Source organism: Bacillus sp. LR--39 (genome assembly GCF_053613335.1).
In genome coordinates this window covers 883,692-905,467 of the sequence record NZ_JBSIOT010000002.1, presented here as the reverse complement: position 1 = coordinate 905,467, position 21,776 = coordinate 883,692, and the positions used below count along the sequence as shown (strand labels likewise).

Here is a 21,776-nt window from a genome sequence, read left to right as displayed (position 1 = left end):
ATAATAGGTTTTTTGCCAAACAAAGTCAATGGATTTTTGATATAAAAAAAGCACCTTATTTCAATAAGGTACCTAAGAACTATATAGTGATAGGGGCTTAATCCCATGTAAAGCGCTCGTTCTTCCATGGATCTCCCCTCATATGGTAGCCGTTTTTCTCCCAAAAGCCGGGGTGGTTTTCCTTTGTGAACTGAATGCCGCGCAGCCATTTGGCGCTTTTCCAAAAATAAAGGTGGGGGAAAACGCCTCTTAGCGGATAGCCGTGCTCTGGCGTTAACGGCTCGCCGTTATGCGCATATGCCAGCAGGGATGTTTCCCGCGTAAAATCAGAAAGCGGCAGGTTGGCCGTCCAGCCCTCTTCAGCGTGCAGAATGACGAAACCGGCTTCTTTGTGCACGCCCGCTTTCTCAGCGATGTCTTTCGCGCGTATTCCCTGCCAGATATTATCAAGACGGGACCAGCCCGTGACGCAATGAATATCATTTTTCACTTCGGCTTCAGGAAAGGCTTTGATATCTTCAAAGCTTAACAGCATAGGACGGTCAACAAGCCCGTACACCTGCAGGTTCCATTTTGACATATCTTCATAATAAGGAACATTTCCGGCGTGAAGCACGGGAAACTTCGTTGTGACATTTTGGTTTGGCGGAATCCGTTCCGACTGTTTTGTTTGTTTCGTTTTCCCGAAAAACATATGGCTCCCTCCATTTAGTAAACCTACATTAAATCTGTGTTGACAATCAATCACCCTTCGATTACGCTAATCTGGTACAAGTGTAAGGGGGAAAAACAAATGAAACAACGCAACCTTCGCGCGGGCGATATGGCACTTATCGGCATGTTTGCCGCACTGATGGCCGTCGGCGCCAACATTACATCAATGGCTCCTTTTTTGCAAGTTGCGGGAATTCCGTTATCGCTGCAGCCTTTCTTTTGTCTGTTAGCCGCGATGCTTCTCGGCGCCAGACGGGCAGCCATCGCAATGACGGTATACGCATTGGCCGGACTCGCGGGGGCGCCTGTTTTCGCCCAATTCTCAGCAGGCTTTGCGCCGTTTATCGGAAAGAGCGGCGGATTTATTCTCGCTTACATCCCGGCGGCATTTGCAGCCGGATGGCTGCTGGAAAAAACAAAAAAACCCGGCCGCCTGCATTATGCATGGGCCTCTTTGATCGGTACCGCCGTCATTTATATCATTGGCACGACCTATACGTATATTGCGCTGAAATTATGGCTTCATGCTCCGATCAGCTACGGAATGGCCTGGTTTTACATGATATGGTTTTTCATAAAAGATATCGTTTTAGCACTGTTATTGGCATCAATCGCGCCTGCCGTATACAGGTCTATTCATAAAGCGACGGGGTTCAGCAGAAATCCGGCGTAGGATGTTCTCAGCATACAAAAAGGCTCCCCTTTTCGGGAGCCTTTTTTTACAGAACAAGCGCGGCAATCCAGCCGAATATCACAAGCGGAATGTTATAGAAAATAAATGTCGGTACGCACGTATCCCATATGTGGTGGTGCTGTCCGTCGGCGCTGAGGCCTGACGTCGGGCCGAGCGTACTGTCACTTGCAGGAGAACCCGCATCGCCGACCGCGGCGGCCGCTCCGATTACGGCGATCGTTGCCATCGGGCTGAATCCGAGCTGAGCGCACAGCGGAACGAATATGGTCGTAATGACGGGTACGGTTGCAAATGATGATCCGATTCCCATCGTGATTAATAAACCGACCACCAGCATCAGGAGCGCGCCCAATGATTGGCTGTGGCCGATAAAGCCTGTTGATGCTTTGACCAAGGAAGCCACATCGCCCGTTTTATTCAATACATTTGAAAAACCGGCCGCAACAAGCATGACAAACCCGATAAAAGCCATCAGAATCATGCCGTCCGTGATCAGCTTATCCGCTTCATTGCGCTTCATGACTCCGCTTATAAACAGCGTAAACAAGCCGGCAAGCGCGCCCATGATCATACCTTCCACTCCGAGCACTTGTGACAGATAGAGCTGAACGGCAAGCGACACGGCAATGGAGATCAAGGCGATGGCAATGCTTTTTTTCGTATAAGGAGAAGACGATAGTCCGGCAATCTCCTTCGTCTCATATTTCTTCGGTTTCCGGAAGACGATGACGGCTAAAATTAAACCGACCGCCATCCCGGCCGTCGGGATGATTAAAGCATACGGGATATCACTGAGCGGCACCTTTAAACCGGCTGACGCCATATTATCTCTCAGCATCCCCTGGAAAATCTGTCCGAATCCGACAGGCAGAACGATATACGGCGCAGTCAGTCCGAATGTCATCACACACGCGATCAGCCTGCGGTCTATTTCAAGTTCGTTAAATATTTTTAAAAGCGGCGGAATCAATACAGGAATAAACGCAATGTGAACGGGCACCACGTTTTGCGAGAAACAGGATATGATTAAAATAATCAGTACGATTAACACTTTTGACAGTGCTTTTTTCCGCGAATCTTCCTTTTTTCCGATTAGTTTGACAGACGCTTCCACCATTGCATCGGGAAGCCCCGTTTTTGTCAGCGCCGCGGCAAATGCTCCGAGCAGCGCGTAGCTGACCGCGACGGTGGCATTTCCGCCGAGACCGTCCGTAAAAGCCTTCACCGTCTCTCCGAGGCCTAAGCCGCCGGTCAGCCCGCCGGCAAGCGCGCCGATCATTAAAGCTATAATAATATTGACACGCAGCAGGCTTAAGACGAGCATAAGCAATACTGCGACAACAACAGCATTCATTGATGAGTCCCTCCAAAAATCCTTTAGTTTGCTAATGTAGTAGATAATTAAAGTTACCATATATTCTGTGCTTTAGTCAACTAAAGATTTTGGAAATCAAAAAACCCGCTGCATCAAGGCAGCGGGTTGCTGTTATCTTTCGGGCGTAAAGCGCTCAGTCAAAACAGCCAACGTCCTTGCCATGACGCCTGTTGCGCCGGCAGGGCCGAAGCATGTCGCTTTATTCGCCGTCGCGGTTCCCGCAATATCGAGATGAACCCACGGCGTGTTTTCCGCGAATTCACCAATGAATGCCCCCGCCATAATCGCGTGGCCTTCTCTTCCCGGAGAATTGTTCAAATCAGCCATCTGACTGTTTCTCACCCGTTTTTTATCCTTTTCTGTAATCGGAAGCTGCCAGATCGGCTCGCCGGATTCTTTCGCCGATTCAGCCACCTGTTCATAAAACGCGGCGTGATTGGTCATGGCGCCCGTCATTTCGTTTCCTAAGGCGACAATGACACCGCCCGTTAACGTTGCGACGTCTACGAGGACAGAGGCTCCGTGCTGCTTGGCGTATGTGATGCCGTCGGCAAGCACGAGACGCCCTTCCGCATCGGTGTTCAGAATCTCAATGGTTTTTCCGCTGAGCGAAACGATGACATCATCCGGCTTCATAGCATCGGACGAAATCATGTTGTCCGTAGACGGTATGACAGCGAGCACATTTTGTTCAGGCCGCAGTTCGCCGATAATTTCCATCGCGCCCAATACCGAAGCGGCTCCTCCCATATCGCTTTTCATGCCGACGATGCCGGTTTTCGGCTTAATTGAATATCCGCCCGTATCAAAGGTAATTCCTTTACCGACCAGGCCGATGACGTCTTCCCATTGATCTTTGCCCTGATACTTCAGAACGATCATTTTCGGCGGTTCGGATGAGCCCTTGTTAACAGCAAGCAGCCCGCCCATGCCGAGCTCTTCCATTTCATCTTTTTCTAAAATTTCACACTCAAAATCGTATTTTGCCGCCAGCTCAGCGGCATATGACGCCAAATCGGTGGCCGTCAGCATATTACCCGGCATATTTACAAGCGTGCGGGCTGAATTCGTCCCTTGGCCGTATGCCGCGCCGACATTCAGGCCGGCCTGCACTTCCCTCAGGTCTTCTTCGGTCACGGCGCAGACTGATTTCAGTTCCTGATCCGGCTCATTCGATTTATGTTTATAATCCTGCACTTCGTAAACCGCAAGCAGACAGCTTTCTGAAAGCGCATGAGCGGCATCGGCGGCAGGCACTTCACCGGAGACGAATGTATCGAGCAAAACGGATACTTCCTGTTTTTTATCTTGATGAATCTGCTGAAATACTCGCGCAAAGCATTCTTTCGTATCTTCAAACGAATAATCCGCTTCTCTTCCCAGACCGATAAAATAAATACGTTTCATACCGGTCGCAGCCGGAGGGTATACTTTTGATACACGATTGCGTTTGGCGGACACATCACCATCCTTTAACAGCTGGGTCAGATGACCGTCCAATTTATCATCCAATTCCTTCGTAAATCCGTTCAGCGTGCTTTTTTGAAAAAGACCGATGACCAGTGTTTCGGGATGCCGCAGTTGATCAGATGCATAAAACATGAGTACACACTCCTTATGTGGGTATTTGTTATGTAAAGTGGTATAATGAAAAAACATTTTTCATTGATTTTATTTTACCAAACTAAGGGCGTTTTCTGCAGTTTTTCGATACGATCGGAATCAGCAGATACAGAAAGGATGTCGCATATGGATGTACTTATGAATTTTCCTTTACTGGCGAGTTTTGCCGCCATTATTTTTGCCCAAGTTGTAAAAGTGCCTATTCAATTTATCGTATCCAAAAAACTTGACTGGTCTCTTGTGACGAGCACCGGCGGCATGCCGAGCTCCCATTCCGCCGCCGTCACTGCGCTGTCAACCGGAGTCGCTTTGCAACAGGGGCTGGACTCGCCCCTGTTTGCAGTCGCCGCGATTTTCGCCGTCATTACGATGTTCGACGCTACAGGTGTCAGGCGGCATGCGGGTGAACAGGCGACGGTCATTAATAAACTGGTCATCGACTTTAATCGGTTTGTCAGCGAAGCGAAGGACTTTCAGAAAGCGGAAGAGAAGGAAAAACAGAAGAAACTGAAAGAACTGCTCGGCCATCAGCCGATTGAAGTATTCTTCGGCGGCGTCACCGGTATTGTGCTGACATTGATTTTAGATTATCTCTTTATGTAAAAAACGCTTCAGCGGATGCTGAAGCGTTTTTATTCTTTTACCGTTTTGTATTGATTTCTGAACACTTGCATCGACTTTGTTTCGTTCAGCTTTACAAGTTCGTCCTCGGTCACTGTGCCGTTCCCTTTTTTAATCATGTAGACCTCAAGTGTTTTTTTGCCCCAATTGTTATAGACGTCCTTGACGGTGTCAAAGTAGAGGTCAAGGCGGCTGCCTTTAATTTTTGAGCCGGTATCGGCGACAACCCCGTAACCGTAATTCGGTATAAACAGAATCGTCCCGATCGGGAAAACAGACGGATCGGCCGCAACAGTTGAATATAAATCGCGTTTGACCTTCACGCCTGAATATGTAATTCCGTACTGCGGATGACCCGGAGATTTTCCGGTAGATTCCGCTCCGGCGGTATAACCGGTGGCCGTCACCTTATGTGAGGGATAGCGTTCCCAGTCAAAAGCTTCTTCCAGCGGTTTTATCCTGCCTGATGCCTTCTTTTCCGGCTGATTCTGTAAGGATTGAAACGGAGTGCCCATGTTTTTCAAAACGGCGCCGCGATGCTCGGTCATCCAGTTTGTCAGATCCTTTGCTTCAACACCGGTTATGGAAAAGTATGTCGCATGGCATGCGCCCAAAAAGAGCACGATCATGAATACGCGTCTGATTATCGTCAATCTGAAATCACTCTCCTCCGAGTCATTGTTCCCAACTCGGTGAGGTGCTATACAAAAAGCGCCGCGACACAAAAAAAGCTTTCTCAAATAAGAAAGCGGCTTAAAACATTTGATATCCTCTTTTTCTGAGCGCCTTTATGGCAATGCCTGACGTGATGGCTCCCGCCAGTCCGCCCGCCAAAATCACGACATCCGCAACCGCTAATGACATGATACGCTGAAACAGGCTTTGAAAGGATTCCCCCGGCGCCTGCACGTAACTGATCATCTTTTTATTGCTGATAATGAAAAGGCATACAATCGGATAGACAACAGCCATAATCCACGACATTCTAAGCAGCATGTTCAACAGAAAGCCTATGCCGAAAAACAGTACAAAAAATAGTACGATTGAGATCAGGACAACCGGCAAACTAATCACAAACATCCACCCCCTACAGCACTTTCAGTGTACCTCGGGGGCGGTAAAAAAGTCAACGTCTGGAAAAATCATCGTCTCTCTTTGCCGCTTCCCTGGCAGGAGGGACATGTTTCGGAGCCGCCAAGAAGCAATTGAAAATACCCTTTACCTGAGCAGAACGGACACGCCGCCGTGCTTTTTGCTGTCGTTTTCATGCGGATCACCCTTTTTCTTAATTTTCTGATAATATATCATATTTACTTGTCAAGCACCAAGTCAGAATATGTAACAAAACAACTCATGTAAGCGGAAACATTCTTTTTTTTCTTTTACATGCTTTTGATAGCGCTCTTTTTTAAAAGAAGAGAAAACCCGCGGCCGCGGGTTTTCAGAAGAATTTAAACTTCCCTTTTTTCAGCGTCAGGCCCAGCCCGCCGATCATAAAGAGCGATCGGTTGTCAATGACCTTTTTCATAAAGGACGCCGGCATGCCTTTGAGCTTCCTGCCGTATACGACTCCGACAGCGTTATGCTCACCGAGGGAGGCGACGGTTCCTTTAATGTCAGGCTTGAACTCTTCAAGCTGGCCTCCTTTAATCAAACCGCCCAGATTTTTGGCGACCGTTTCTCCTTGCTGCATCGCGATCTGAGCAGTCGGCGGGTACGGCCGTTCCGTCTCTTCATTGATAAAGAGCGAGCTGTCGCCGAGTATAAAAACGTCATCATGACCCGGCGCCCGAAGATCAGGGTTGACCTTGACACGGCCGCGCATATTTTCAAAACCCGCTTCCTCCACGATCGGATGTCCGCGCACGCCCGCCGCCCAGACAACGGTCTGGGATTTGATTTCTTCCGGCTCTTCATCTTTCTTGCCGACTGTGACACCGTCTGCGCGGCATTCTTGAACCGCGGTGCCGATTTTAAATTCAACGCCTTTGCTCTCAAGGTATTGAACGGCGTAATCGACAAGCTCCGGATCAAATCCCGGCAAAACCGTCGGGGCGGCCTCGACACAGACGATCCGGACGAGACTTTCATCTATATCATAATATCTGCATAACTCCGGCTTGCGGTTCGCAAGCTCACCGAGAAATTCAATTCCCGTAAAGCCCGCTCCGCCGACAACGATGGTTAAGCGGTCAGGGCGTTTTTCAGCCTCCGTATTGTATGTCGCAAATTGGAGCTCAATATGGTCTTTCAGCTGGCGCGACGTATTAATATTCGCGATCGGAAAAGCGAATTCTTTTAAGCCTTTAATCCCGAATGTTTCAGGGACGGCGCCAAGCCCGATGACAAGATAATCATAAGGGATGTCCCCTTGTGAAAGCGTCACCTTTTTATTTTGCACATCTATCGCTTTTACGGTATCCTGCACAAATTTGACCCGTGATTCATTGATTACATCTTTTATTTGATATCTGCAGCGGTCATGATGCAGTGTTCCTGCGCTCGCTTCATGCATCCATGTCGTTTCATAATGATAATTGTGTTTATTGACCAAAGTAATGTCAGCGTCATTTGCCCCGATATGCTTCGGAAGCCTTGTTACTGTCATTAATCCACCATAACCTGCACCTAAAACCACGATTTTGGGTTTATTCAATGCCATCACATCCACCTTCTTTTTTTTGCTGTTAGACGTATAATCAAATCAACATTTGTATTAGCTTCAGCTTATTGGCGGGATTTTATGAAATGAAATATAAAATTTTTTAGAAAACCGCACATGTCTGCATATCACCATACTATCCGGAAGAATCAGAAAACATTCAGGAAAAAACAGATTGGAATTTGTCCCCATATTAGCGGCGGCCGCAATTTTTTTCAAGAATGAAGCGGCCGGGCGGTTTTCGGCACTCGTCATCCTTTTAAATTGTATGTTATAATTAATAACAATTTTCAATTAGGAGGCAATTTGGTATGCAAGAGGATTCAAAGGTTTATGATATTACGGTCATCGGCGGCGGCCCGGTCGGCCTGTTTACCGCTTTTTACGGGGGAATGAGACAGGCGAGCGTCAAAATCATCGAGAGCCTGCCTCAGCTTGGCGGCCAGCTCAGCGCGCTGTACCCTGAAAAATATATTTATGATGTAGCCGGATTCCCGAAAATCCGCGCCCAGGAACTTGTGAACAACTTAAAAGAGCAAATGGCAAAGTTCGATCAGACCATCTGCTTAGAGCAGGCCGTTGAATCTGTTGAAAAACAGGCGGACGGTGTGTTTAAGCTTGTCACGAATTCAGAAACGCATTATTCAAAAACGGTCATTATCACCGCGGGAAACGGCGCATTTAAGCCGAGAAAGCTTGAGCTGGAATCAGCGGAACAATATGAGGGCAAAAACCTGCACTACTTCATTGACGACCTCAATCAATTCGCAGGCAGACGCGTTGCCGTTCTGGGCGGCGGCGATTCCGCGGTGGACTGGGCGCTCATGCTTGAGCCGATCGCCAAAGAAGTCAGCATCATCCACCGCCGTGATAAATTCCGCGCGCATGAGCACAGTGTCGAAAACCTGCATAATTCTAAAGTCAACGTGCTGACACCGTTTGTTCCCGCTGAACTTGTCGGTGAAGACCGGATCGAACAGCTCGTTCTCGAAGAAGTGAAAGGCGACCGTAAAGAAATCATCGAAATTGATGACCTGATCGTAAACTACGGCTTTGTTTCTTCTCTCGGACCGATTAAAAACTGGGGCCTTGAAATCGAGAAAAATTCCATCGTCGTCAAAAGCACAATGGAAACGAATATTGAAGGCTTCTTTGCCGCCGGAGATATCTGCACATATGAAGGCAAGGTCAAGCTGATCGCCAGCGGTTTCGGCGAAGCTCCGACAGCCGTGAACAACGCGAAGGCTTACATGGACCCGAAAGCGCGCGTCCAGCCTCTGCATTCTACAAGCATGTTTGAAAAATAATAAAAAAGAGTCTGTGTCATACCGGCACAGACTCTTTTTTATTTAAACATCCAAATATAATTCATGACGGTTCCGACAACAAGCGCAATGACAAGCGCCGACACGACCCAAATCGTGCCTAAAATAATCCGGTCCTGAATTTTCTGGGCTTTCGGGCTGTGCCCGGGCTGTTTTTGTTCCACACCGGCCCCTCCCTTCTTCTGCAAATCTATCTATCGTAACAAATGTCTTACAACACCCAATACTACTATGATAACCAAACTGCAAATGGATGACAAGCTGACCGGATATGAGGCAGCATGAAATCATTTGACATTCCTGACAAAACAAAGTACATTATAAAAAGACGAACATTTTAATTTTATTTAATTATATTATTCGCTTTTAGGGGTGTTATATATGGAAAATGTATTTGATTACGAAGATATTCAGCTGATTCCTGCAAAATGCATTGTGGACAGCCGATCTGAATGTGATACATCAGTTACATTGGGCGGACACACGTTTAAACTTCCGGTCGTGCCGGCCAACATGCAGACGATTATAGATGAAAACATCGCGGCCTGGCTCGCGGAAAACGGGTATTTTTATATCATGCACCGCTTCGAGCCGGAAAAACGCCTGACTTTTGTTCGGGATATGAAAGCGCGCGGACTGATTTCTTCCATCAGTGTCGGCGTGAAGGAAAATGATTACGAATTCATCCGGGAGCTGAAAGCACAGGAGCTTGTGCCGGATTATATTACCATTGATATCGCGCACGGCCATTCCAATGCCGTGATCAGCATGATTCAATTTATTAAAGAACATGTCCCGGAAAGCTTTGTCATCGCAGGGAATGTCGGAACGCCTGAAGCTGTAAGGGAGCTGGAACGTGCGGGCGCCGACGCGACAAAAGTGGGAATCGGCCCCGGGAAAGTCTGCATCACAAAGATTAAAACCGGCTTCGGAACCGGCGGATGGCAATTAGCCGCGCTTCGCTGGTGCGCAAAAGCGGCGAGCAAACCGATCATTGCTGACGGCGGTATCCGCACGCACGGCGATATCGCGAAATCCATCCGTTTCGGCGCATCTATGGTCATGATCGGATCATTATTCGCCGGCCACGAGGAATCACCGGGCCAAACGATCGAAATCGACGGCAAGCTGTACAAAGAATATTTCGGCTCCGCTTCCGAATTTCAAAAAGGCGAAAAGAAAAACGTCGAAGGCAAAAAAATGCATGTCGAACATAAAGGGTCTTTACAGGACACGCTGATTGAAATGGAGCAGGATCTGCAATCTTCCATCTCTTACGCCGGCGGCAATACACTCGAAGCCATCCGCAATGTCGACTACGTGATCGTAAAAAACTCTATTTTCAACGGCGACAGATTTTAACACACAGCAGAGCCGCTCGAAGATAAAAAAATGACATTCAATATGAATGTCATTTTTTTTATTAAATACCGGAATAAAGAGCCGCACTGGCCAACAGATTAATCACAAAAATAAACAAAAAGATGTAACGAATGAATTTATTTTGCACCGGTGCAAATATAAAGAGATATAGTCCTGCCACCCCAAAAGTAAGAACAGGAAACAGCCACTCAAAGGATAAAGAAATGATATAACCGATAATCATAACAATCGGCACACCGATTAATGATAATTTACTTCTCATATGATTTCTGCCCCTTTTACTTAAAAATTGGTGTGATGTAAGCTTCAATAATGGCAGCGGCGATCAGCAGACAAATAATTATGAGCACCAATATTCCAATATGCCTGAACATTGAAGCCATTATCTTTTTTTCCTTAGAAAAACACAGCCTGATGACCAATTCAACGCCCTTAAAACCAATGGCGCCACTTAATAATAACGCGGGAACTTCAAATATACCATGAGGAATTAGCAGTAAAAAAATCTGATAAAAAGGAACCCCGCTATGCAGATTTTCTATAATAGAGCCGCTTAAAATAAACCCGTTGGTGAATAAATAAAAGATTGAGGTCAACCCAAAGGTAAAAAAACCCGCGGCTAAAAACAGACAGGCGATTGCATTGTTTTTCAGCAGTTCAACCGCGCCTGACGAGCCGTTGTAAGACGCGGTCGAAACAAAGTGATCGGAAAAAAACGCAGCGATCACACCGCCTGAAAAAAACAGCAATGACGCGGTTAACGGAATGGCGGACGTTCTGATTGCCGGCAACATGCGGTTCATCATGTATAGATACTCTCAGCCAATTCTTCAATCTCTTCTAATGAATGCTCGGATGACTGATACTCCGCCGCAAAAACGCCTTCATGTATAATACCGATCGTATCGCACAGCGAATGCGCCAGCTCCAGCAGGTGAGTTGATAACAGGACCGTATTTCCCTGCTTGACGTACTCCTTTAATAACGTCCGTATCGTTTTACCGCTGATTAAATCAATGCCCGTCAGCGGCTCGTCAAGAATTAATATCTTTGGCTGATGAATGAGCGCGGCCGCAATTGATAATTTTTGTTTCATTCCATGTGAATATGTTTTAATCAGCTGATTTCCGTCTTGAGCAAGCTTCAGCGTCTCTAACATATTCTTTATATAATCATTTGTCCGCTGAGACGGCACTTGAAACATCTCCGCTGTAAAACGCAAGTATTCGACTCCCGTTAAGTAATCATATAAAAAAGCATGGTCGGGCACAAAACCGATATCAGCCGATATTTGCCCCCCCTCTTCTGAATCCAGTTCCTTGCCGTCAATCATGACGCGGCCTGAAGTCGGTTTAAGCAGGCCCGAAATGATTTTCAAAGTCGTTGTTTTCCCGACTCCATTAGTCCCCAGCAAAGCATAGATTGAGCCTTTTTTCACCTCAAACGAAATATCTTTCAACACCTGTTTTTCACTATAGTTTTTTTGTATATTCACTAATTTAATCATTGTTCGCAAACCTTTCCGCCATATTGATTCTGCGAAGAAACAGAAACATGACTCCATAGTTTAATAGTGTGAACAGGACAAAAATACCTGATGCCGAATGAATAAGCATCGTTTCAAGTTCCGGCTTTTTATAGATAAAATACGACGTGATCGCAGCGATTTGAAGCGACACAATGAAAATGAAAGAACTGTATAAGTTGTTATACGTCTTTGCTTTCCCCGCTTCTCCAATTTCGTACAGATGCTCCCAGTTTTTCTTAGGATACAGGGCGGTGCTTGAAATCTGGACAAGACTGTATAAAAAACCCGAACATAAAAACACAATAAACAAGTAAATCGTCAGTGCCGCGGAAGACGGAAAAAACACCGTAATCAAAATGGTGATGATGAACGAATAGATAAGAGCGGCGAGATTATAAATACATACTTTCGGAAATACCAGCTGCCACGCATGTTTGATATTCCGGTGAAACAAATGCTGATTTTTTATTTCCCCGTCAACTGATAATACTGTTTTGAGCGCATCTCCGACGAGCTGATACGAAAAGTTCGCAATGATAACCGCCGCAGACACGATGGCGGCTGCCGAATACCCGAGAAAGTGATGCGATAGAAGCGGAATACAAAAACCTAAAAACAGCATGAACAAATACAGCATACTGCCGAAGTTCCTGATAAAAAACCCGTCAATTCTCGATAAGAACAGCAGATCCTTTTGAAAAACGGCATGAAATATTTTGTTATTTCTATATAATTTCAGCTTTGGCGTAAAATCTGCGTTTGTCAAAAACATATAAGGAATAAGGTCCATTTTCTTCAGGGTGGCCGACCACAGTTTAAACATCCCCGCCGTTAAAAGGACGGCGGCCGCAAACACCGCAGCGAAAACGAGCGCGGAATGTGAGCTGAATGCTAACCATACATACGGCGTATTCATGAGGATGTTCCGGAAAGCCGGTGTCTCCGTAAAGCTTGAAATATCCTTTGCGGTATACTCCCCAAACACGAGAAGATAAACGGCATACCCGACTGCAAGCGGAACCAGCAGGCTGACGCTGAATAAAACGCCTTTCATGATTTTCAAGTAAAACAATTTGCTCCACATATTTGTAAGAAGATAAACAACATAAGAAAACAGCATAGATAAAAATAAATTGAGAAGAAAATAAACGAAGCCCAAGAAAAATACGATGATCGCCGCAGACCCCGTCATGCCTGCGCTTGATAAAAACAAAAAAACCGGAAAAACAAAAAGATACCATACGAAAATGGTTTTTTTGATCGCCTGGCCGGCAAAAACAGAAAACAGCTGTAAAAAACGAACCTTTTTTAATTGATGAATGACCTTACGCGTATCCAGCAGAAAGGCATTGTGATGTTCTTTAAAGAAGCCGGCAGCCCAAAAAAGCTGCTCAAGTGAAACGGCGATTAAAACAAATTGCCCCCATGCGCTTAGGGGCAGCTGAATCAGTTTTGTCCCGAATACAACACCGCATCCCAGGAAAACGAGATATAAACATAACAGAGAAATAATAATGGCAGACAGCAGTTTGCTGTTGAGTTGAGGAATGCCCCAATCTTCCTTTCTTTTTCGAAACGATGACAGGGTATTATATTTGATAAGAGCCGCAATTTGTTTGACTATCATACTTTCAATCCTTACATATGTATTTGGGAGAGAGGCTCTTTTTGCAGCTTGTACAAAAAGAGCAATTATTTATTGATCGATTTTACCAAGCAGCTGCGTATTTTTTGCCGTATTTCTTAATCATTGTTTTTGCTGTTGCAACGATTGCATAAGAAATCGCGCCTGCGCCTGTAACGATACCGATAAGAGAAATGATAGAAGCAATTGTTGATGCCGCATCAATAATATCAATTGCTTTTTTAGCTGCTGCTGTAGAGATGCCTAGAGTTGAAGCTAATTCAGCATTGGCTGAGAATGCATGAGCCGCCGCCACGTTTAATTCAGTTCCCGTTAATAATAGTGCATAAACCAATGTTGCTGCAGCAAGAGCCGCGCCAAACAAAATGAAAGACTTTTTATTAGATTTTACTAAGTTCATCATAACATCTCCCTACTCTGTTTTTTAATTTATAATAAAATTCAGCTTAATTGACTCTCTCCCGAGCTAAATTTTATCCGCCATAAAATAGTTTAAGAAAATAGTAAAGAGTTTTAGTAAAACAAAACATCCAGTCAAAATGATTCTCTTGCCTTTACTGAGATCGGTCAGTTTTCCTGCGGCAGCATAAAGAGCCGCGATTGATATGAGCAGAAATGGGTCCAGCAGCTGCAGACTCAAGCTGGTGCCGCCGGCAGAATATATAAGCGAGGAATCAGCCGTTAAGTAATTAACAACTGAAAGAATCAACATTTTAAATGCCGAGATTAAAGAAGTCAGTGTATATAGAAGCAAATATATTTTTTTCGGTTTTTTTGTACCGAGAATAAAAGCGGCAACGAATAACAGAAATCCGCCTATCAGAATTTCCACAAAAGTTGTGAAGATCATAAACCCTTGCAGAAACATGACAATCGTACGAACACTTTTCTCCCCGATATCATAGGTACTTTCTCCGACGGAAGAATAATACGACTGCAGAACTTTATCTGAAATACTGAATTGGAAGAGTAATGAACAGATCAAAATGATGAAAAAAGAACTTAAAAATATTTTTTTATTGCTCAATTGACCTATCATATCATCATCCTTTTCTTACAAAATAAATTAACTATTCTATACTTTTACAATTTAGTTTAATCCTATCAAAAAATCAATATCCTTTCGAAAAATATGACTTTAGGACGTGTTGACAATGAGCACATCTTTCAGATTTTTCAGTTCTATATACCCTTTATTTTTTTTTGAATTTGCAAATAGTATGATTTAGACAATTGATTTGAAGTTTTAGAAAGAACCTGTCGAAAGAGACGAAGGATATAAAAAAGGAGGATATCGTCATGTATCCTCCGGATGTATGATCGCCAGCACCTGATGATCTTCCCATTTTCCATTTATTTTTACATTTTTTCTCGCAATGCCTTCTTTATGAAAGCCAGCTTTTTCGAGCACCCGGATTGACGCCTTATTGTGCGGCATGACTCCGGCTTCTATCCGATGCAGTTTCAGCTCATTGAATGCATAATCGACTGCCAGCTTAACAGCCTTCGTCGCATAGCCTTTCCCGTTATGTTTGCCATCTAAAAAATAACCGATAAAAGCGCTTTGGAGGGAACCCCGAACCACCTGAAAAAGGCTGATCGTGCCAATCAGGGTCTGATCTTGAAGAAAAATGCCGAAGCTGTATTCTGTGTCATTTTCCCCATTCTTCAGTGATTGTTCAATTCGTTTTTTCCGGCCTTCCAGCGTATAAAAATCCTCTTGTCTCGACATGGCAAACCGTTCAAAAAACATGCGGTTTTCCGTCTGCAAAACCAGTTCTCGCTCTGCATCATTCAGGCTGAGCGGCCTGATATCAACGCTGTTCCCTTCCTGCACATGCATCGCCGTCCTTTTGTTTTGATCAGAAACGTTTTTTAATTGTCTCTCACCCATGTTATACGGTACGCTTTATCACATCAAGAAAATTCCAAGACTTCACATTCACCTTTCCTTTCGTGACCTATGTCTGATGTGAGTAACCGAAACGGAATCACAAGGTTCTTTTGTTGACTTAAACCGTGCTTTAAGCCGTATCATCATATTGTGACAAGGAAAGAATAGTTTTGGCGGGTTTCCCGATGATCCAAAAAATATATTGATTGGATTGCAGCTGCAGGATAGAAGCGGGAGCTGAAATGTTATCTAAGAAGTATGAAACAATCGGAAAAGAGGAGTTAATATGAAACTGACGGGAAATACAATACTGATTACAGGCGGAAATGCCGGAATAGGATTGGCTTTCGCAGAACGGTTTTTAAAAGCGGGAAATAAAGTCATTGTGACCGGACGGCGTGAGCACGCTCTTCAAAAAGCAAAGGAAACATTCCCGGATCTTATTACATATGTCAGTGATTTGAGCATTCCATCTGAACGTATATCACTGTTTGATTGGGTGAAAGAAAATTATCCGGAAGTGAATGTGTTAGTAAACAACGCGGGGATTCAACAACGTTTTCATGTGCTGAAAGCGGATGCGAAGGACAATTGGGACTATTTCAATAAAGAAATCACTACGAACATTGAAGCTCCCTTCCACCTGTCTATGCTGTTCGCTCCGTTTTTTGCCGGAAAAGAAGATGCGGCTGTCATTAACGTCTCTTCGGGATTGGCTTTTACACCGCTTGCCATTGCACCGATCTATTCAGCAACGAAAGCGGCGCTTCATTCATTTACAATGAGTCTGAGACATCAGCTTTCTGATTCATCTGTAGAAGTGATTGAAGTTGCGCCTCCGGCGGTGAATACAGATTTAGGCGGAGCAGGGCTGCATACTCAAGGAGAACCGCTGGATCAATTCGCTGATGGGATTTTTAAAGGACTGAAAGAGGGCAAACAAGAAATCGGGTATGGTTCTTCAGTCGAACGGCTGCGCATGCCACGGGATAAAGCCGATGAACATACGGCAAATATGTACAATGCGATGAAACATACAATTGAATAACCTCTTTGCAAAAGGAAAACCCGCTTCTGTTGAGCGGGTTTTATTTTTATTAAACAGATAAACGCCTTTCTTAACAATGGTGGAAGCGCCATCGAAAAGAAAGACGTCATATTTTTTCATCCTAAGAATAGCGGGTTGACCCTTAGCACTCTTCCGGCGTACCGGCGTTTTTGGCCGTGCGGAAAGAAGATCCGCAGCCGCAGGAAGCGATGGCATTCGGGTTGTCAATAGTGAAACCGCCGCCCATCATGGACTGTTTGAAGTCAATGATCGTGCCGGTCATAATATCAAGGCTTTCGCTGTCGACCAAAACGGTGATTCCGTGCTGTTCAAACATACTGTCTTTTTCGCCTTTTTCGTGCTCAAATCCCATTCCGTAAGACAGGCCGCTGCAGCCGCCGCCTTTTACGCCCACACGGAGAAACGCGTTTTCTTCTTCATGCTCTTTCATCATATCTTTTATATGCAAAGCCGCTGCTTCAGTGATGGTTACTGGAACAATCATAGGTAGACCTCCTTTTTTAAAAACGATGCTAGTATCTATTATAAACCTTGAGGAGAGTATTTCTCAAACGAGCTGTTTACAAATAAAAGACGCCGCTGCATACGGTTTCGGCGGGTCCCGTCATCAGCACATGCCCGTTATCCTGCCAATTAATCACAAGGTCGCCTCCCGCTAAATGAACAGTGATATCCCGGTTTCGTTCAGAAACACCGTTCAATACGGATGCGACAGCCGCCGCACAGGCGCCTGTTCCGCAAGCCTGTGTAATGCCGGAGCCGCGTTCCCATACGCGGAAATGAAGTTCATCGGCGCTGACGGTTTCCACAAATTCGACATTGACGCCTTCCGGAAATCTCGGGTCTTTTTCAATGACGGGGCCGAGCGTTGTAAGAGGCGCTTGATTGATATCCGCAACCGGAAAAACAATATGGGGGTTTCCCATTGATACGGCTGTTCCGGAAAGCTCCGTTTCTCCAAAAACAAAGGTTTCATCGATCGTCCGTTCATCTTCATTGCCGAGCATCGGCAGCTCTTTTTTGGTGAGGCGCGGTTCGCCCATATCAACGGCGACTTCACGCACAATCCCGTTGTCCTCTGTAATGTCTGCTTTCACAAGACCTGAAAGCGTCTCAATGAAAAAGGACGTTTCTTCTGTCAGCTTATGTTCGTATGCATACTTTGCCACACAGCGAAGGCCGTTGCCGCAATTTTTCCCTTCTGAGCCGTCATTATTAAAAATCCGCATTTTGACGGGCGCTTTTTCTGACGGACAGATGAGGATCATTCCGTCAGAGCCGATGCCCGTGTGAATGCTGGACACTTTAACGGCAATCTCAGCCAGCCGTTCTTCCGGCAGCTGTTCTTCAAATTGATTTACATATATATAACTGTTTCCAAGACCGTGCATCTTGGTAAAACGGAATGAATTCATATCGGCCTCCAACTTTTTTTCTTTTACTTAGTATAAAAGCTCTTCTGCTCGGACACAATACAAATATCCCCCGTTTTTCATACATAAAAGCTCCCTGCATATGCAGGGAGCTTTTATCGTTTACTAAATAAACATGCCGGCAATCGCCGCGCTGAGAAGGTTTGCGAGTGTTCCCGCAATAACCGCTCTTAATCCGAGGCGCGCAATGTCCGAACGGCGGCTTGGGGCCAAACCGCCCAGTGTGCCGAGCATAATCGCAATCGAAGAGAAGTTGGCAAATCCGCACAGCGCAAAGCTGATAATCGTAGACGTTTTTTTAGAAAAGTCCGCAATATGCGGCCCAAAGTTTGAATAAGCGACAAACTCATTCAGCACAAGTTTCTGTCCGATATAGCTTCCCGCTCCGAGCGCTTCATGCCAAGGAACGCCGATTACAAATGCGATCGGTGAAAACACGTAACCGAGAATGGATTCTAATGTAATATGTTTGAAACCGAACCAGCCGCCGATTCCGCCGAGAATTCCGTTCACTACGGCGATGAGCGCGACAAACGCAAGCAGCATGGCGCCGACATTTAGAGCAATCTGAAGGCCCGTGGACGCGCCTTTTGCCGCTGCATCAATCACGTTAGCGGCGCCTTCGCCTTCTTCGTCCATATTAAAATCGCCTTTTATCGTCTGCGTTTTTTCCGTTTCAGGTATTAAAATTTTTCCGAACACGAGACCGGCGGGAGCCGCCATAAAGCTGGCCGCCAGCAAGTATTCGATCGGAATGCCTAACAGGGCGTAACCGAAAAGCGTCGAACCCGCTACAGCCGAAAGGCCGCTCGTCATAATCGTAAACAGCTCGGAACGGGTCAATCCCGCAATCAGCGGTTTAATGGCAAGCGGTGATTCAGACTGTCCGACAAAAATATTCGCAGCCGCCGCAAGCGATTCCGTTCTGCTTGTCCCAAGAAGCTTTGACAGTCCGCCTCCGATGACGCGAAAGATGAGCTGCATGATTTTCAAGTGATACAAAACGGCAATCAGCGCTGAGAAAAAGATAATGACCGGCAGAACGCTCAGCGCAAAAGCCGGGCTGCTGCCCACTTTTAACAGCGGGCCAAAAATAAAGCTGATGCCTTCGTTCGCATAATCAATGAGAAGCTGCACACGGCTTGAGAACCATAAAAATACGGCCCGTCCGGCGTCCCACTTTAATACGATGAATCCGAAGGCCATTTGTAAACATAAACCGACAATGACGGTTCGCAGGTTAATTTTGCTTTTCTTCTCTGATAACAAAAAAGCAATGGCTAATATAGCAACTGCCCCGAGCAGCCCCCAAACGATATTCAATGAATCCACCTCTAAAATTTTATTTAAAAAAAGTCTTTATTAAGATAACAATATTTATTTTTGCTGTCTACAAATTTTTTATTTTGCCAAAACCCGGGCGCAATAAAAAAGAGGCCCCGTTCGGAGCCTCTGATTAAAACATCGGATTTTCTTCTATGAATGTATATATGTTGTCAACCAATTCAGCAGGCGTGCCCCCCGTGACCACTTCGCCGTTGACCAGGGCGAACAGGGACTCCATGCATTTCCCGCAATAGCTTAAACAGCCGTATTCAAGCACGTCCAAGTTCGGATCCTTCTCTAAGATCTCAAGTGCTTCCTGGGAACCGCGCGCTAAATTGCTGACACAGAATTCAATCATCGGATTCATGCGGTTTCACCTCACATATGTACCTTATCCTAACGGAATTTCCTCTATTCGTCAAAGATCCGGTTTCACGCTCAATGTTATCGTAACATATTAATTCAGGTTAAAGGTTTTACTATTACGTGTTTTCTGGTCAATTTGTAGGTTATTTTAAAACTATTATTGTGGTTTTAGATCAAATTCGATATAATTCTAGATGTTATTTTACATAGTTCGTTATTTTGTAACAACATTGACTACCATATTTTTCGGGCAAAAGGGGAATCATTATGAAAAAATTGGTCTTGATCGGCGGGGGTTACGGAAACATGCGGGTGCTGCACCGCTTACTGCCGAACCAGCTTCCGTCAGATATATCCATCACGCTGATTGACAGAAACCCGTATCACTGCTTAAAAACAGAATATTATGCGCTCGCCGCCGGCACGATTTCTGATCATCATATCAGGGTGTCTTTTCCTGAGCATCCGAATCTGGATGTTCAATACGGTGAGGTGGCTTCCGTCGACACGAAAAACAAACAGGTTCTGTTTCATGACCGCGAACCGATTTCTTACGATGACGCGGTGATCGGACTGGGCTGCGAGGATAAGTATCATAACGTGCCCGGCGCGCCGGAACATACTTACAGCATTCAGACCATTGATCAGTCACGCGAGGCCTATCAAAAGCTGAACAACCTCGGCGCCAATGCATCTGTCGCTATCGTCGGAGCGGGATTAAGCGGCGTGGAGCTTGCCAGTGAATTAAGAGAGAGCCGTGACGATCTGAAGATTATGTTATTTGACCGGGGCGACCTGATTTTATCAAGCTTTCCGAAAAGACTCAGCAAGTACGTTCAAAAATGGTTTGAAGAACACGGCGTCACCATTATCAATAATGCGAATATTACAAAAGTGGAAGACGGCATCGTTTATAATCATGATGAAGGAATACCGGCCGATGCCATCGTGTGGACGGCGGGAATTCAGCCGAATAAAGCCGTCAGAGAACTGGACGCTGAAAAAGACCCGCAAGGCCGCATCGTTTTAACACCGCATCACAACCTTCCGGGCGATGAGCATGTTTACGTCGTCGGTGATTGCGCGAGCCTGCCGCATGCGCCGAGCGCCCAGCTGGCTGAAGCGCAAGCGGAACAAATTGTGCAGATTCTCCTGAAACGCTGGAACAATGAAGAGCTGCCGGAAACAATGCCGCAATTTAAGCTGAAAGGCGTTCTCGGTTCACTCGGAAAAAAAGCGGGCTTCGGTCTTGTCAACGACCGTCCGCTCATCGGGCGTGTGCCCCGTTTATTAAAATCAGGCCTTTTATGGATGTACAAGCATCATAACGGCTGATAAGAAAAAAGCCGCTGATTGCGATCAGCGGCCATTTTTAAGAGCCTGCAACATAGCCGCGCTTTTCCATTTCTTCATATATATCTTTTAAATGCGGATTCCCTTCCCCCACAATGACATCCTCCACCAGCACGAGCGGGTAGAAAAATTCATCGTTTCTGATGCGCTCCGCAAGCTCTTCTGTCTCCTTTTGCTGAGGCGGTGCGTCAATATCAATATACCGCATGTTAAAAGGCTGCTCCGGATATTTCCGTTTCAGCGCCGCCTCCAGCCATTCAAACGTATCTTTGGCGCTCGGCATATTCACGCAGCTTGCGCAAAGCGTTTCAGCGCCGTAAACACTGAGCGTAACCGGCTTTGTCATGTATATCATCCCCTTTACACCAGTATACAAAGGACGGAGCAGCTTTTGTATAAAAAACGGTTTTTATGTTCAAGTTTAAATATGCTATAATGGGGAAAGCAGCTTTGCAAACCAAACATTAGATTTTTACCGTTACTGTGAATATAATGGTTTTATGTATATGAAAGGAGCGAATCTCATGACTGAGGTTGAAATGAAAGAGCAAGTACAGGAAGTATTGGATAAATTACGTCCGTTTCTGCTTCGTGACGGCGGTGACTGTGAGCTTGTTGACGTAGACGAAGGCATCGTAAAGCTTCGCCTCCTTGGCGCATGCGGCAGCTGCCCAAGTTCAACGATTACGCTGAAAGCCGGAATTGAACGCGCCCTTCTTGAAGAAGTACCGGGTGTCGTTGAAGTAGAACAAGTATTTTAATCAT

27 protein-coding genes are annotated in these 21,776 nt (G+C 45.6%); 7 read left to right on the top strand and 20 right to left on the bottom strand.

The genetic code is table 11. The features are described 5' to 3' along the window. Positions 1-97 precede the first annotated feature (97 nt). A complete protein-coding gene (locus ACWHAR_RS14360; protein WP_012118333.1) occupies positions 98-694 on the bottom strand; it encodes a sulfite oxidase-like oxidoreductase in 597 nt (198 codons plus the stop codon). Between the two features lie 99 nt (positions 695-793). Between ACWHAR_RS14360 and ACWHAR_RS14355 the strand changes: the two genes are divergently transcribed. After that, positions 794-1,387: a biotin transporter BioY gene (locus tag ACWHAR_RS14355; protein ID WP_007408702.1), complete on the top strand. Its 594-nt coding sequence runs from the start codon at positions 794-796 to the stop codon at positions 1,385-1,387. Between the two features lie 46 nt (positions 1,388-1,433). Here the strand turns inward: ACWHAR_RS14355 and ACWHAR_RS14350 are convergent, their stop codons facing one another. Beyond that, on the bottom strand, positions 1,434-2,762 hold the full coding sequence (locus ACWHAR_RS14350; RefSeq protein ID WP_007613482.1) for a Na+/H+ antiporter NhaC family protein: 1,329 nt from the start codon (positions 2,760-2,762) through the stop codon (positions 1,434-1,436). A gap of 132 nt (positions 2,763-2,894) precedes the next feature. Then, positions 2,895-4,385 carry a leucyl aminopeptidase gene (locus ACWHAR_RS14345; protein WP_007613484.1) on the bottom strand — a complete coding sequence of 497 codons (1,491 nt, stop codon included), beginning with the start codon at positions 4,383-4,385 and terminating at the stop codon, positions 2,895-2,897. 147 nt (positions 4,386-4,532) lie between these two features. Here ACWHAR_RS14345 and ACWHAR_RS14340 point away from each other — a divergent pair, with 147 nt between their 5' ends. Then, positions 4,533-5,009: a divergent PAP2 family protein gene (locus ACWHAR_RS14340; RefSeq protein ID WP_014418782.1), complete on the top strand. Its 477-nt coding sequence runs from the start codon at positions 4,533-4,535 to the stop codon at positions 5,007-5,009. A 29-nt stretch (positions 5,010-5,038) separates the two neighbouring features. Here the strand turns inward: ACWHAR_RS14340 and ACWHAR_RS14335 are convergent, their stop codons facing one another. The 4 genes from ACWHAR_RS14335 to ACWHAR_RS14320 all read right to left on the bottom strand — a co-directional run bounded on the left by ACWHAR_RS14335 (position 5,039) and on the right by ACWHAR_RS14320 (position 7,689). Then, positions 5,039-5,680 (bottom strand): 3D domain-containing protein, encoded by a 642-nt coding sequence (locus ACWHAR_RS14335; RefSeq protein WP_032876757.1) that lies wholly within the window; start codon positions 5,678-5,680, stop codon positions 5,039-5,041. 100 nt (positions 5,681-5,780) lie between these two features. Further along, complete coding sequence (locus ACWHAR_RS14330; RefSeq protein ID WP_025285206.1) at positions 5,781-6,101, bottom strand: YuiB family protein; 321 nt, start codon at positions 6,099-6,101, stop codon at positions 5,781-5,783. Positions 6,102-6,169: 68 nt separating this feature from the next. Beyond that, entirely contained in the window at positions 6,170-6,295 is a 126-nt protein-coding gene (locus ACWHAR_RS14325) for a YuiA family protein (protein WP_007408708.1), read from the bottom strand. Between the two features lie 173 nt (positions 6,296-6,468). Further along, the gene (locus tag ACWHAR_RS14320; RefSeq protein ID WP_007408709.1) at positions 6,469-7,689 is read right to left on the bottom strand and encodes an NAD(P)/FAD-dependent oxidoreductase; all 1,221 of its coding nucleotides are present in this window, start codon (positions 7,687-7,689) and stop codon (positions 6,469-6,471) included. 311 nt (positions 7,690-8,000) lie between these two features. Between ACWHAR_RS14320 and yumC the strand changes: the two genes are divergently transcribed. Then, the gene (gene yumC / locus ACWHAR_RS14315; protein ID WP_007613496.1) at positions 8,001-8,996 is read left to right on the top strand and encodes a ferredoxin--NADP reductase 2; all 996 of its coding nucleotides are present in this window, start codon (positions 8,001-8,003) and stop codon (positions 8,994-8,996) included. A gap of 38 nt (positions 8,997-9,034) precedes the next feature. On the opposite strand, the gene ACWHAR_RS14310 is transcribed toward yumC, so the two are convergent. After that, positions 9,035-9,178 (bottom strand): hypothetical protein, encoded by a 144-nt coding sequence (locus tag ACWHAR_RS14310; protein ID WP_003151982.1) that lies wholly within the window; start codon positions 9,176-9,178, stop codon positions 9,035-9,037. 217 nt (positions 9,179-9,395) lie between these two features. On the opposite strand from ACWHAR_RS14310, the gene guaC reads away from it, so the two are divergent. Then, entirely contained in the window at positions 9,396-10,376 is a 981-nt protein-coding gene (gene guaC / locus ACWHAR_RS14305) for a GMP reductase (protein WP_032876754.1), read from the top strand. 61 nt (positions 10,377-10,437) lie between these two features. Here guaC and ACWHAR_RS14300 read toward each other — a convergent pair whose 3' ends face one another. From ACWHAR_RS14300 to ACWHAR_RS14270, 7 genes are all read right to left on the bottom strand, one after another. After that, positions 10,438-10,659 carry a DUF5970 family protein gene (locus ACWHAR_RS14300; RefSeq protein ID WP_032876751.1) on the bottom strand — a complete coding sequence of 74 codons (222 nt, stop codon included), beginning with the start codon at positions 10,657-10,659 and terminating at the stop codon, positions 10,438-10,440. Between the two features lie 16 nt (positions 10,660-10,675). Next, positions 10,676-11,203: a stage II sporulation protein M gene (locus tag ACWHAR_RS14295; protein ID WP_015418130.1), complete on the bottom strand. Its 528-nt coding sequence runs from the start codon at positions 11,201-11,203 to the stop codon at positions 10,676-10,678. Continuing rightward, entirely contained in the window at positions 11,200-11,904 is a 705-nt protein-coding gene (locus ACWHAR_RS14290; RefSeq protein ID WP_007613514.1) for an ABC transporter ATP-binding protein, read from the bottom strand. Before ACWHAR_RS14290 ends, ACWHAR_RS14295 begins: the two co-directional genes overlap by 4 nt. Continuing rightward, positions 11,897-13,552 carry a hypothetical protein gene (locus ACWHAR_RS14285; RefSeq protein ID WP_032876748.1) on the bottom strand — a complete coding sequence of 552 codons (1,656 nt, stop codon included), beginning with the start codon at positions 13,550-13,552 and terminating at the stop codon, positions 11,897-11,899. Before ACWHAR_RS14285 ends, ACWHAR_RS14290 begins: the two co-directional genes overlap by 8 nt. Before the next feature lie 82 nt (positions 13,553-13,634). Continuing rightward, complete coding sequence (locus ACWHAR_RS14280) at positions 13,635-13,970, bottom strand: uberolysin/carnocyclin family circular bacteriocin (protein ID WP_003151973.1); 336 nt, start codon at positions 13,968-13,970, stop codon at positions 13,635-13,637. 66 nt (positions 13,971-14,036) lie between these two features. Further along, positions 14,037-14,609, bottom strand: coding sequence for a hypothetical protein (locus tag ACWHAR_RS14275; protein WP_007613520.1), 573 nt, complete (start codon positions 14,607-14,609; stop codon positions 14,037-14,039). 258 nt (positions 14,610-14,867) lie between these two features. Next, on the bottom strand, positions 14,868-15,413 hold the full coding sequence (locus ACWHAR_RS14270; protein WP_032876980.1) for a GNAT family N-acetyltransferase: 546 nt from the start codon (positions 15,411-15,413) through the stop codon (positions 14,868-14,870). 337 nt (positions 15,414-15,750) lie between these two features. Here ACWHAR_RS14270 and ACWHAR_RS14265 point away from each other — a divergent pair, with 337 nt between their 5' ends. Next, a complete protein-coding gene (locus tag ACWHAR_RS14265; RefSeq protein WP_032876745.1) occupies positions 15,751-16,512 on the top strand; it encodes an SDR family oxidoreductase in 762 nt (253 codons plus the stop codon). 142 nt (positions 16,513-16,654) lie between these two features. On the opposite strand, the gene ACWHAR_RS14260 is transcribed toward ACWHAR_RS14265, so the two are convergent. The 4 genes from ACWHAR_RS14260 to ACWHAR_RS14245 form a co-directional block, all read right to left on the bottom strand. Beyond that, positions 16,655-17,017 (bottom strand): HesB/IscA family protein, encoded by a 363-nt coding sequence (locus ACWHAR_RS14260; RefSeq protein ID WP_032876743.1) that lies wholly within the window; start codon positions 17,015-17,017, stop codon positions 16,655-16,657. A gap of 76 nt (positions 17,018-17,093) precedes the next feature. Further along, positions 17,094-17,948 carry a diaminopimelate epimerase gene (gene dapF / locus ACWHAR_RS14255; RefSeq protein ID WP_014418790.1) on the bottom strand — a complete coding sequence of 285 codons (855 nt, stop codon included), beginning with the start codon at positions 17,946-17,948 and terminating at the stop codon, positions 17,094-17,096. Between the two features lie 123 nt (positions 17,949-18,071). Continuing rightward, entirely contained in the window at positions 18,072-19,289 is a 1,218-nt protein-coding gene (locus ACWHAR_RS14250; protein WP_012118346.1) for a NupC/NupG family nucleoside CNT transporter, read from the bottom strand. 133 nt (positions 19,290-19,422) lie between these two features. Continuing rightward, entirely contained in the window at positions 19,423-19,659 is a 237-nt protein-coding gene (locus ACWHAR_RS14245; RefSeq protein ID WP_007408721.1) for a YuzB family protein, read from the bottom strand. A 266-nt stretch (positions 19,660-19,925) separates the two neighbouring features. Between ACWHAR_RS14245 and ACWHAR_RS14240 the strand changes: the two genes are divergently transcribed. Continuing rightward, the gene (locus ACWHAR_RS14240) at positions 19,926-20,993 is read left to right on the top strand and encodes an NAD(P)/FAD-dependent oxidoreductase (RefSeq protein WP_007613539.1); all 1,068 of its coding nucleotides are present in this window, start codon (positions 19,926-19,928) and stop codon (positions 20,991-20,993) included. A 37-nt stretch (positions 20,994-21,030) separates the two neighbouring features. Here ACWHAR_RS14240 and ACWHAR_RS14235 read toward each other — a convergent pair whose 3' ends face one another. Beyond that, entirely contained in the window at positions 21,031-21,357 is a 327-nt protein-coding gene (locus tag ACWHAR_RS14235; RefSeq protein WP_017419453.1) for a YuzD family protein, read from the bottom strand. Between the two features lie 79 nt (positions 21,358-21,436). On the opposite strand from ACWHAR_RS14235, the gene ACWHAR_RS14230 reads away from it, so the two are divergent. Beyond that, positions 21,437-21,772, top strand: coding sequence for a NifU family protein (locus ACWHAR_RS14230; protein ID WP_169510385.1), 336 nt, complete (start codon positions 21,437-21,439; stop codon positions 21,770-21,772). The last annotated feature ends 4 nt before the right edge of the window (positions 21,773-21,776 follow it).

What these genes read in the sequence shown, in the direction of transcription:
- ACWHAR_RS14360 (WP_012118333.1), bottom strand. Translation starts at nt 694, where the DNA reads ATGTTTTTCGGGAAAACGAAACAAACAAAACAGTCGGAACGGATTCCG.
- ACWHAR_RS14355 (WP_007408702.1), top strand. Translation starts at nt 794, where the DNA reads ATGAAACAACGCAACCTTCGCGCGGGCGATATGGCACTTATCGGCATG.
- ACWHAR_RS14350 (WP_007613482.1), bottom strand. Translation starts at nt 2,762, where the DNA reads ATGAATGCTGTTGTTGTCGCAGTATTGCTTATGCTCGTCTTAAGCCTG.
- ACWHAR_RS14345 (WP_007613484.1), bottom strand. Translation starts at nt 4,385, where the DNA reads ATGTTTTATGCATCTGATCAACTGCGGCATCCCGAAACACTGGTCATC.
- ACWHAR_RS14340 (WP_014418782.1), top strand. Translation starts at nt 4,533, where the DNA reads ATGGATGTACTTATGAATTTTCCTTTACTGGCGAGTTTTGCCGCCATT.
- ACWHAR_RS14325 (WP_007408708.1), bottom strand. Translation starts at nt 6,295, where the DNA reads ATGAAAACGACAGCAAAAAGCACGGCGGCGTGTCCGTTCTGCTCAGGT.
- ACWHAR_RS14320 (WP_007408709.1), bottom strand. Translation starts at nt 7,689, where the DNA reads ATGGCATTGAATAAACCCAAAATCGTGGTTTTAGGTGCAGGTTATGGT.
- yumC (WP_007613496.1), top strand. Translation starts at nt 8,001, where the DNA reads ATGCAAGAGGATTCAAAGGTTTATGATATTACGGTCATCGGCGGCGGC.
- guaC (WP_032876754.1), top strand. Translation starts at nt 9,396, where the DNA reads ATGGAAAATGTATTTGATTACGAAGATATTCAGCTGATTCCTGCAAAA.
- ACWHAR_RS14300 (WP_032876751.1), bottom strand. Translation starts at nt 10,659, where the DNA reads ATGAGAAGTAAATTATCATTAATCGGTGTGCCGATTGTTATGATTATC.
- ACWHAR_RS14295 (WP_015418130.1), bottom strand. Translation starts at nt 11,203, where the DNA reads ATGATGAACCGCATGTTGCCGGCAATCAGAACGTCCGCCATTCCGTTA.
- ACWHAR_RS14290 (WP_007613514.1), bottom strand. Translation starts at nt 11,904, where the DNA reads ATGATTAAATTAGTGAATATACAAAAAAACTATAGTGAAAAACAGGTG.
- ACWHAR_RS14285 (WP_032876748.1), bottom strand. Translation starts at nt 13,552, where the DNA reads ATGATAGTCAAACAAATTGCGGCTCTTATCAAATATAATACCCTGTCA.
- ACWHAR_RS14280 (WP_003151973.1), bottom strand. Translation starts at nt 13,970, where the DNA reads ATGAACTTAGTAAAATCTAATAAAAAGTCTTTCATTTTGTTTGGCGCG.
- ACWHAR_RS14275 (WP_007613520.1), bottom strand. Translation starts at nt 14,609, where the DNA reads ATGATAGGTCAATTGAGCAATAAAAAAATATTTTTAAGTTCTTTTTTC.
- ACWHAR_RS14270 (WP_032876980.1), bottom strand. Translation starts at nt 15,413, where the DNA reads ATGCATGTGCAGGAAGGGAACAGCGTTGATATCAGGCCGCTCAGCCTG.
- ACWHAR_RS14265 (WP_032876745.1), top strand. Translation starts at nt 15,751, where the DNA reads ATGAAACTGACGGGAAATACAATACTGATTACAGGCGGAAATGCCGGA.
- ACWHAR_RS14260 (WP_032876743.1), bottom strand. Translation starts at nt 17,017, where the DNA reads ATGATTGTTCCAGTAACCATCACTGAAGCAGCGGCTTTGCATATAAAA.
- dapF (WP_014418790.1), bottom strand. Translation starts at nt 17,948, where the DNA reads ATGAATTCATTCCGTTTTACCAAGATGCACGGTCTTGGAAACAGTTAT.
- ACWHAR_RS14245 (WP_007408721.1), bottom strand. Translation starts at nt 19,659, where the DNA reads ATGAATCCGATGATTGAATTCTGTGTCAGCAATTTAGCGCGCGGTTCC.
- ACWHAR_RS14240 (WP_007613539.1), top strand. Translation starts at nt 19,926, where the DNA reads ATGAAAAAATTGGTCTTGATCGGCGGGGGTTACGGAAACATGCGGGTG.
- ACWHAR_RS14235 (WP_017419453.1), bottom strand. Translation starts at nt 21,357, where the DNA reads ATGACAAAGCCGGTTACGCTCAGTGTTTACGGCGCTGAAACGCTTTGC.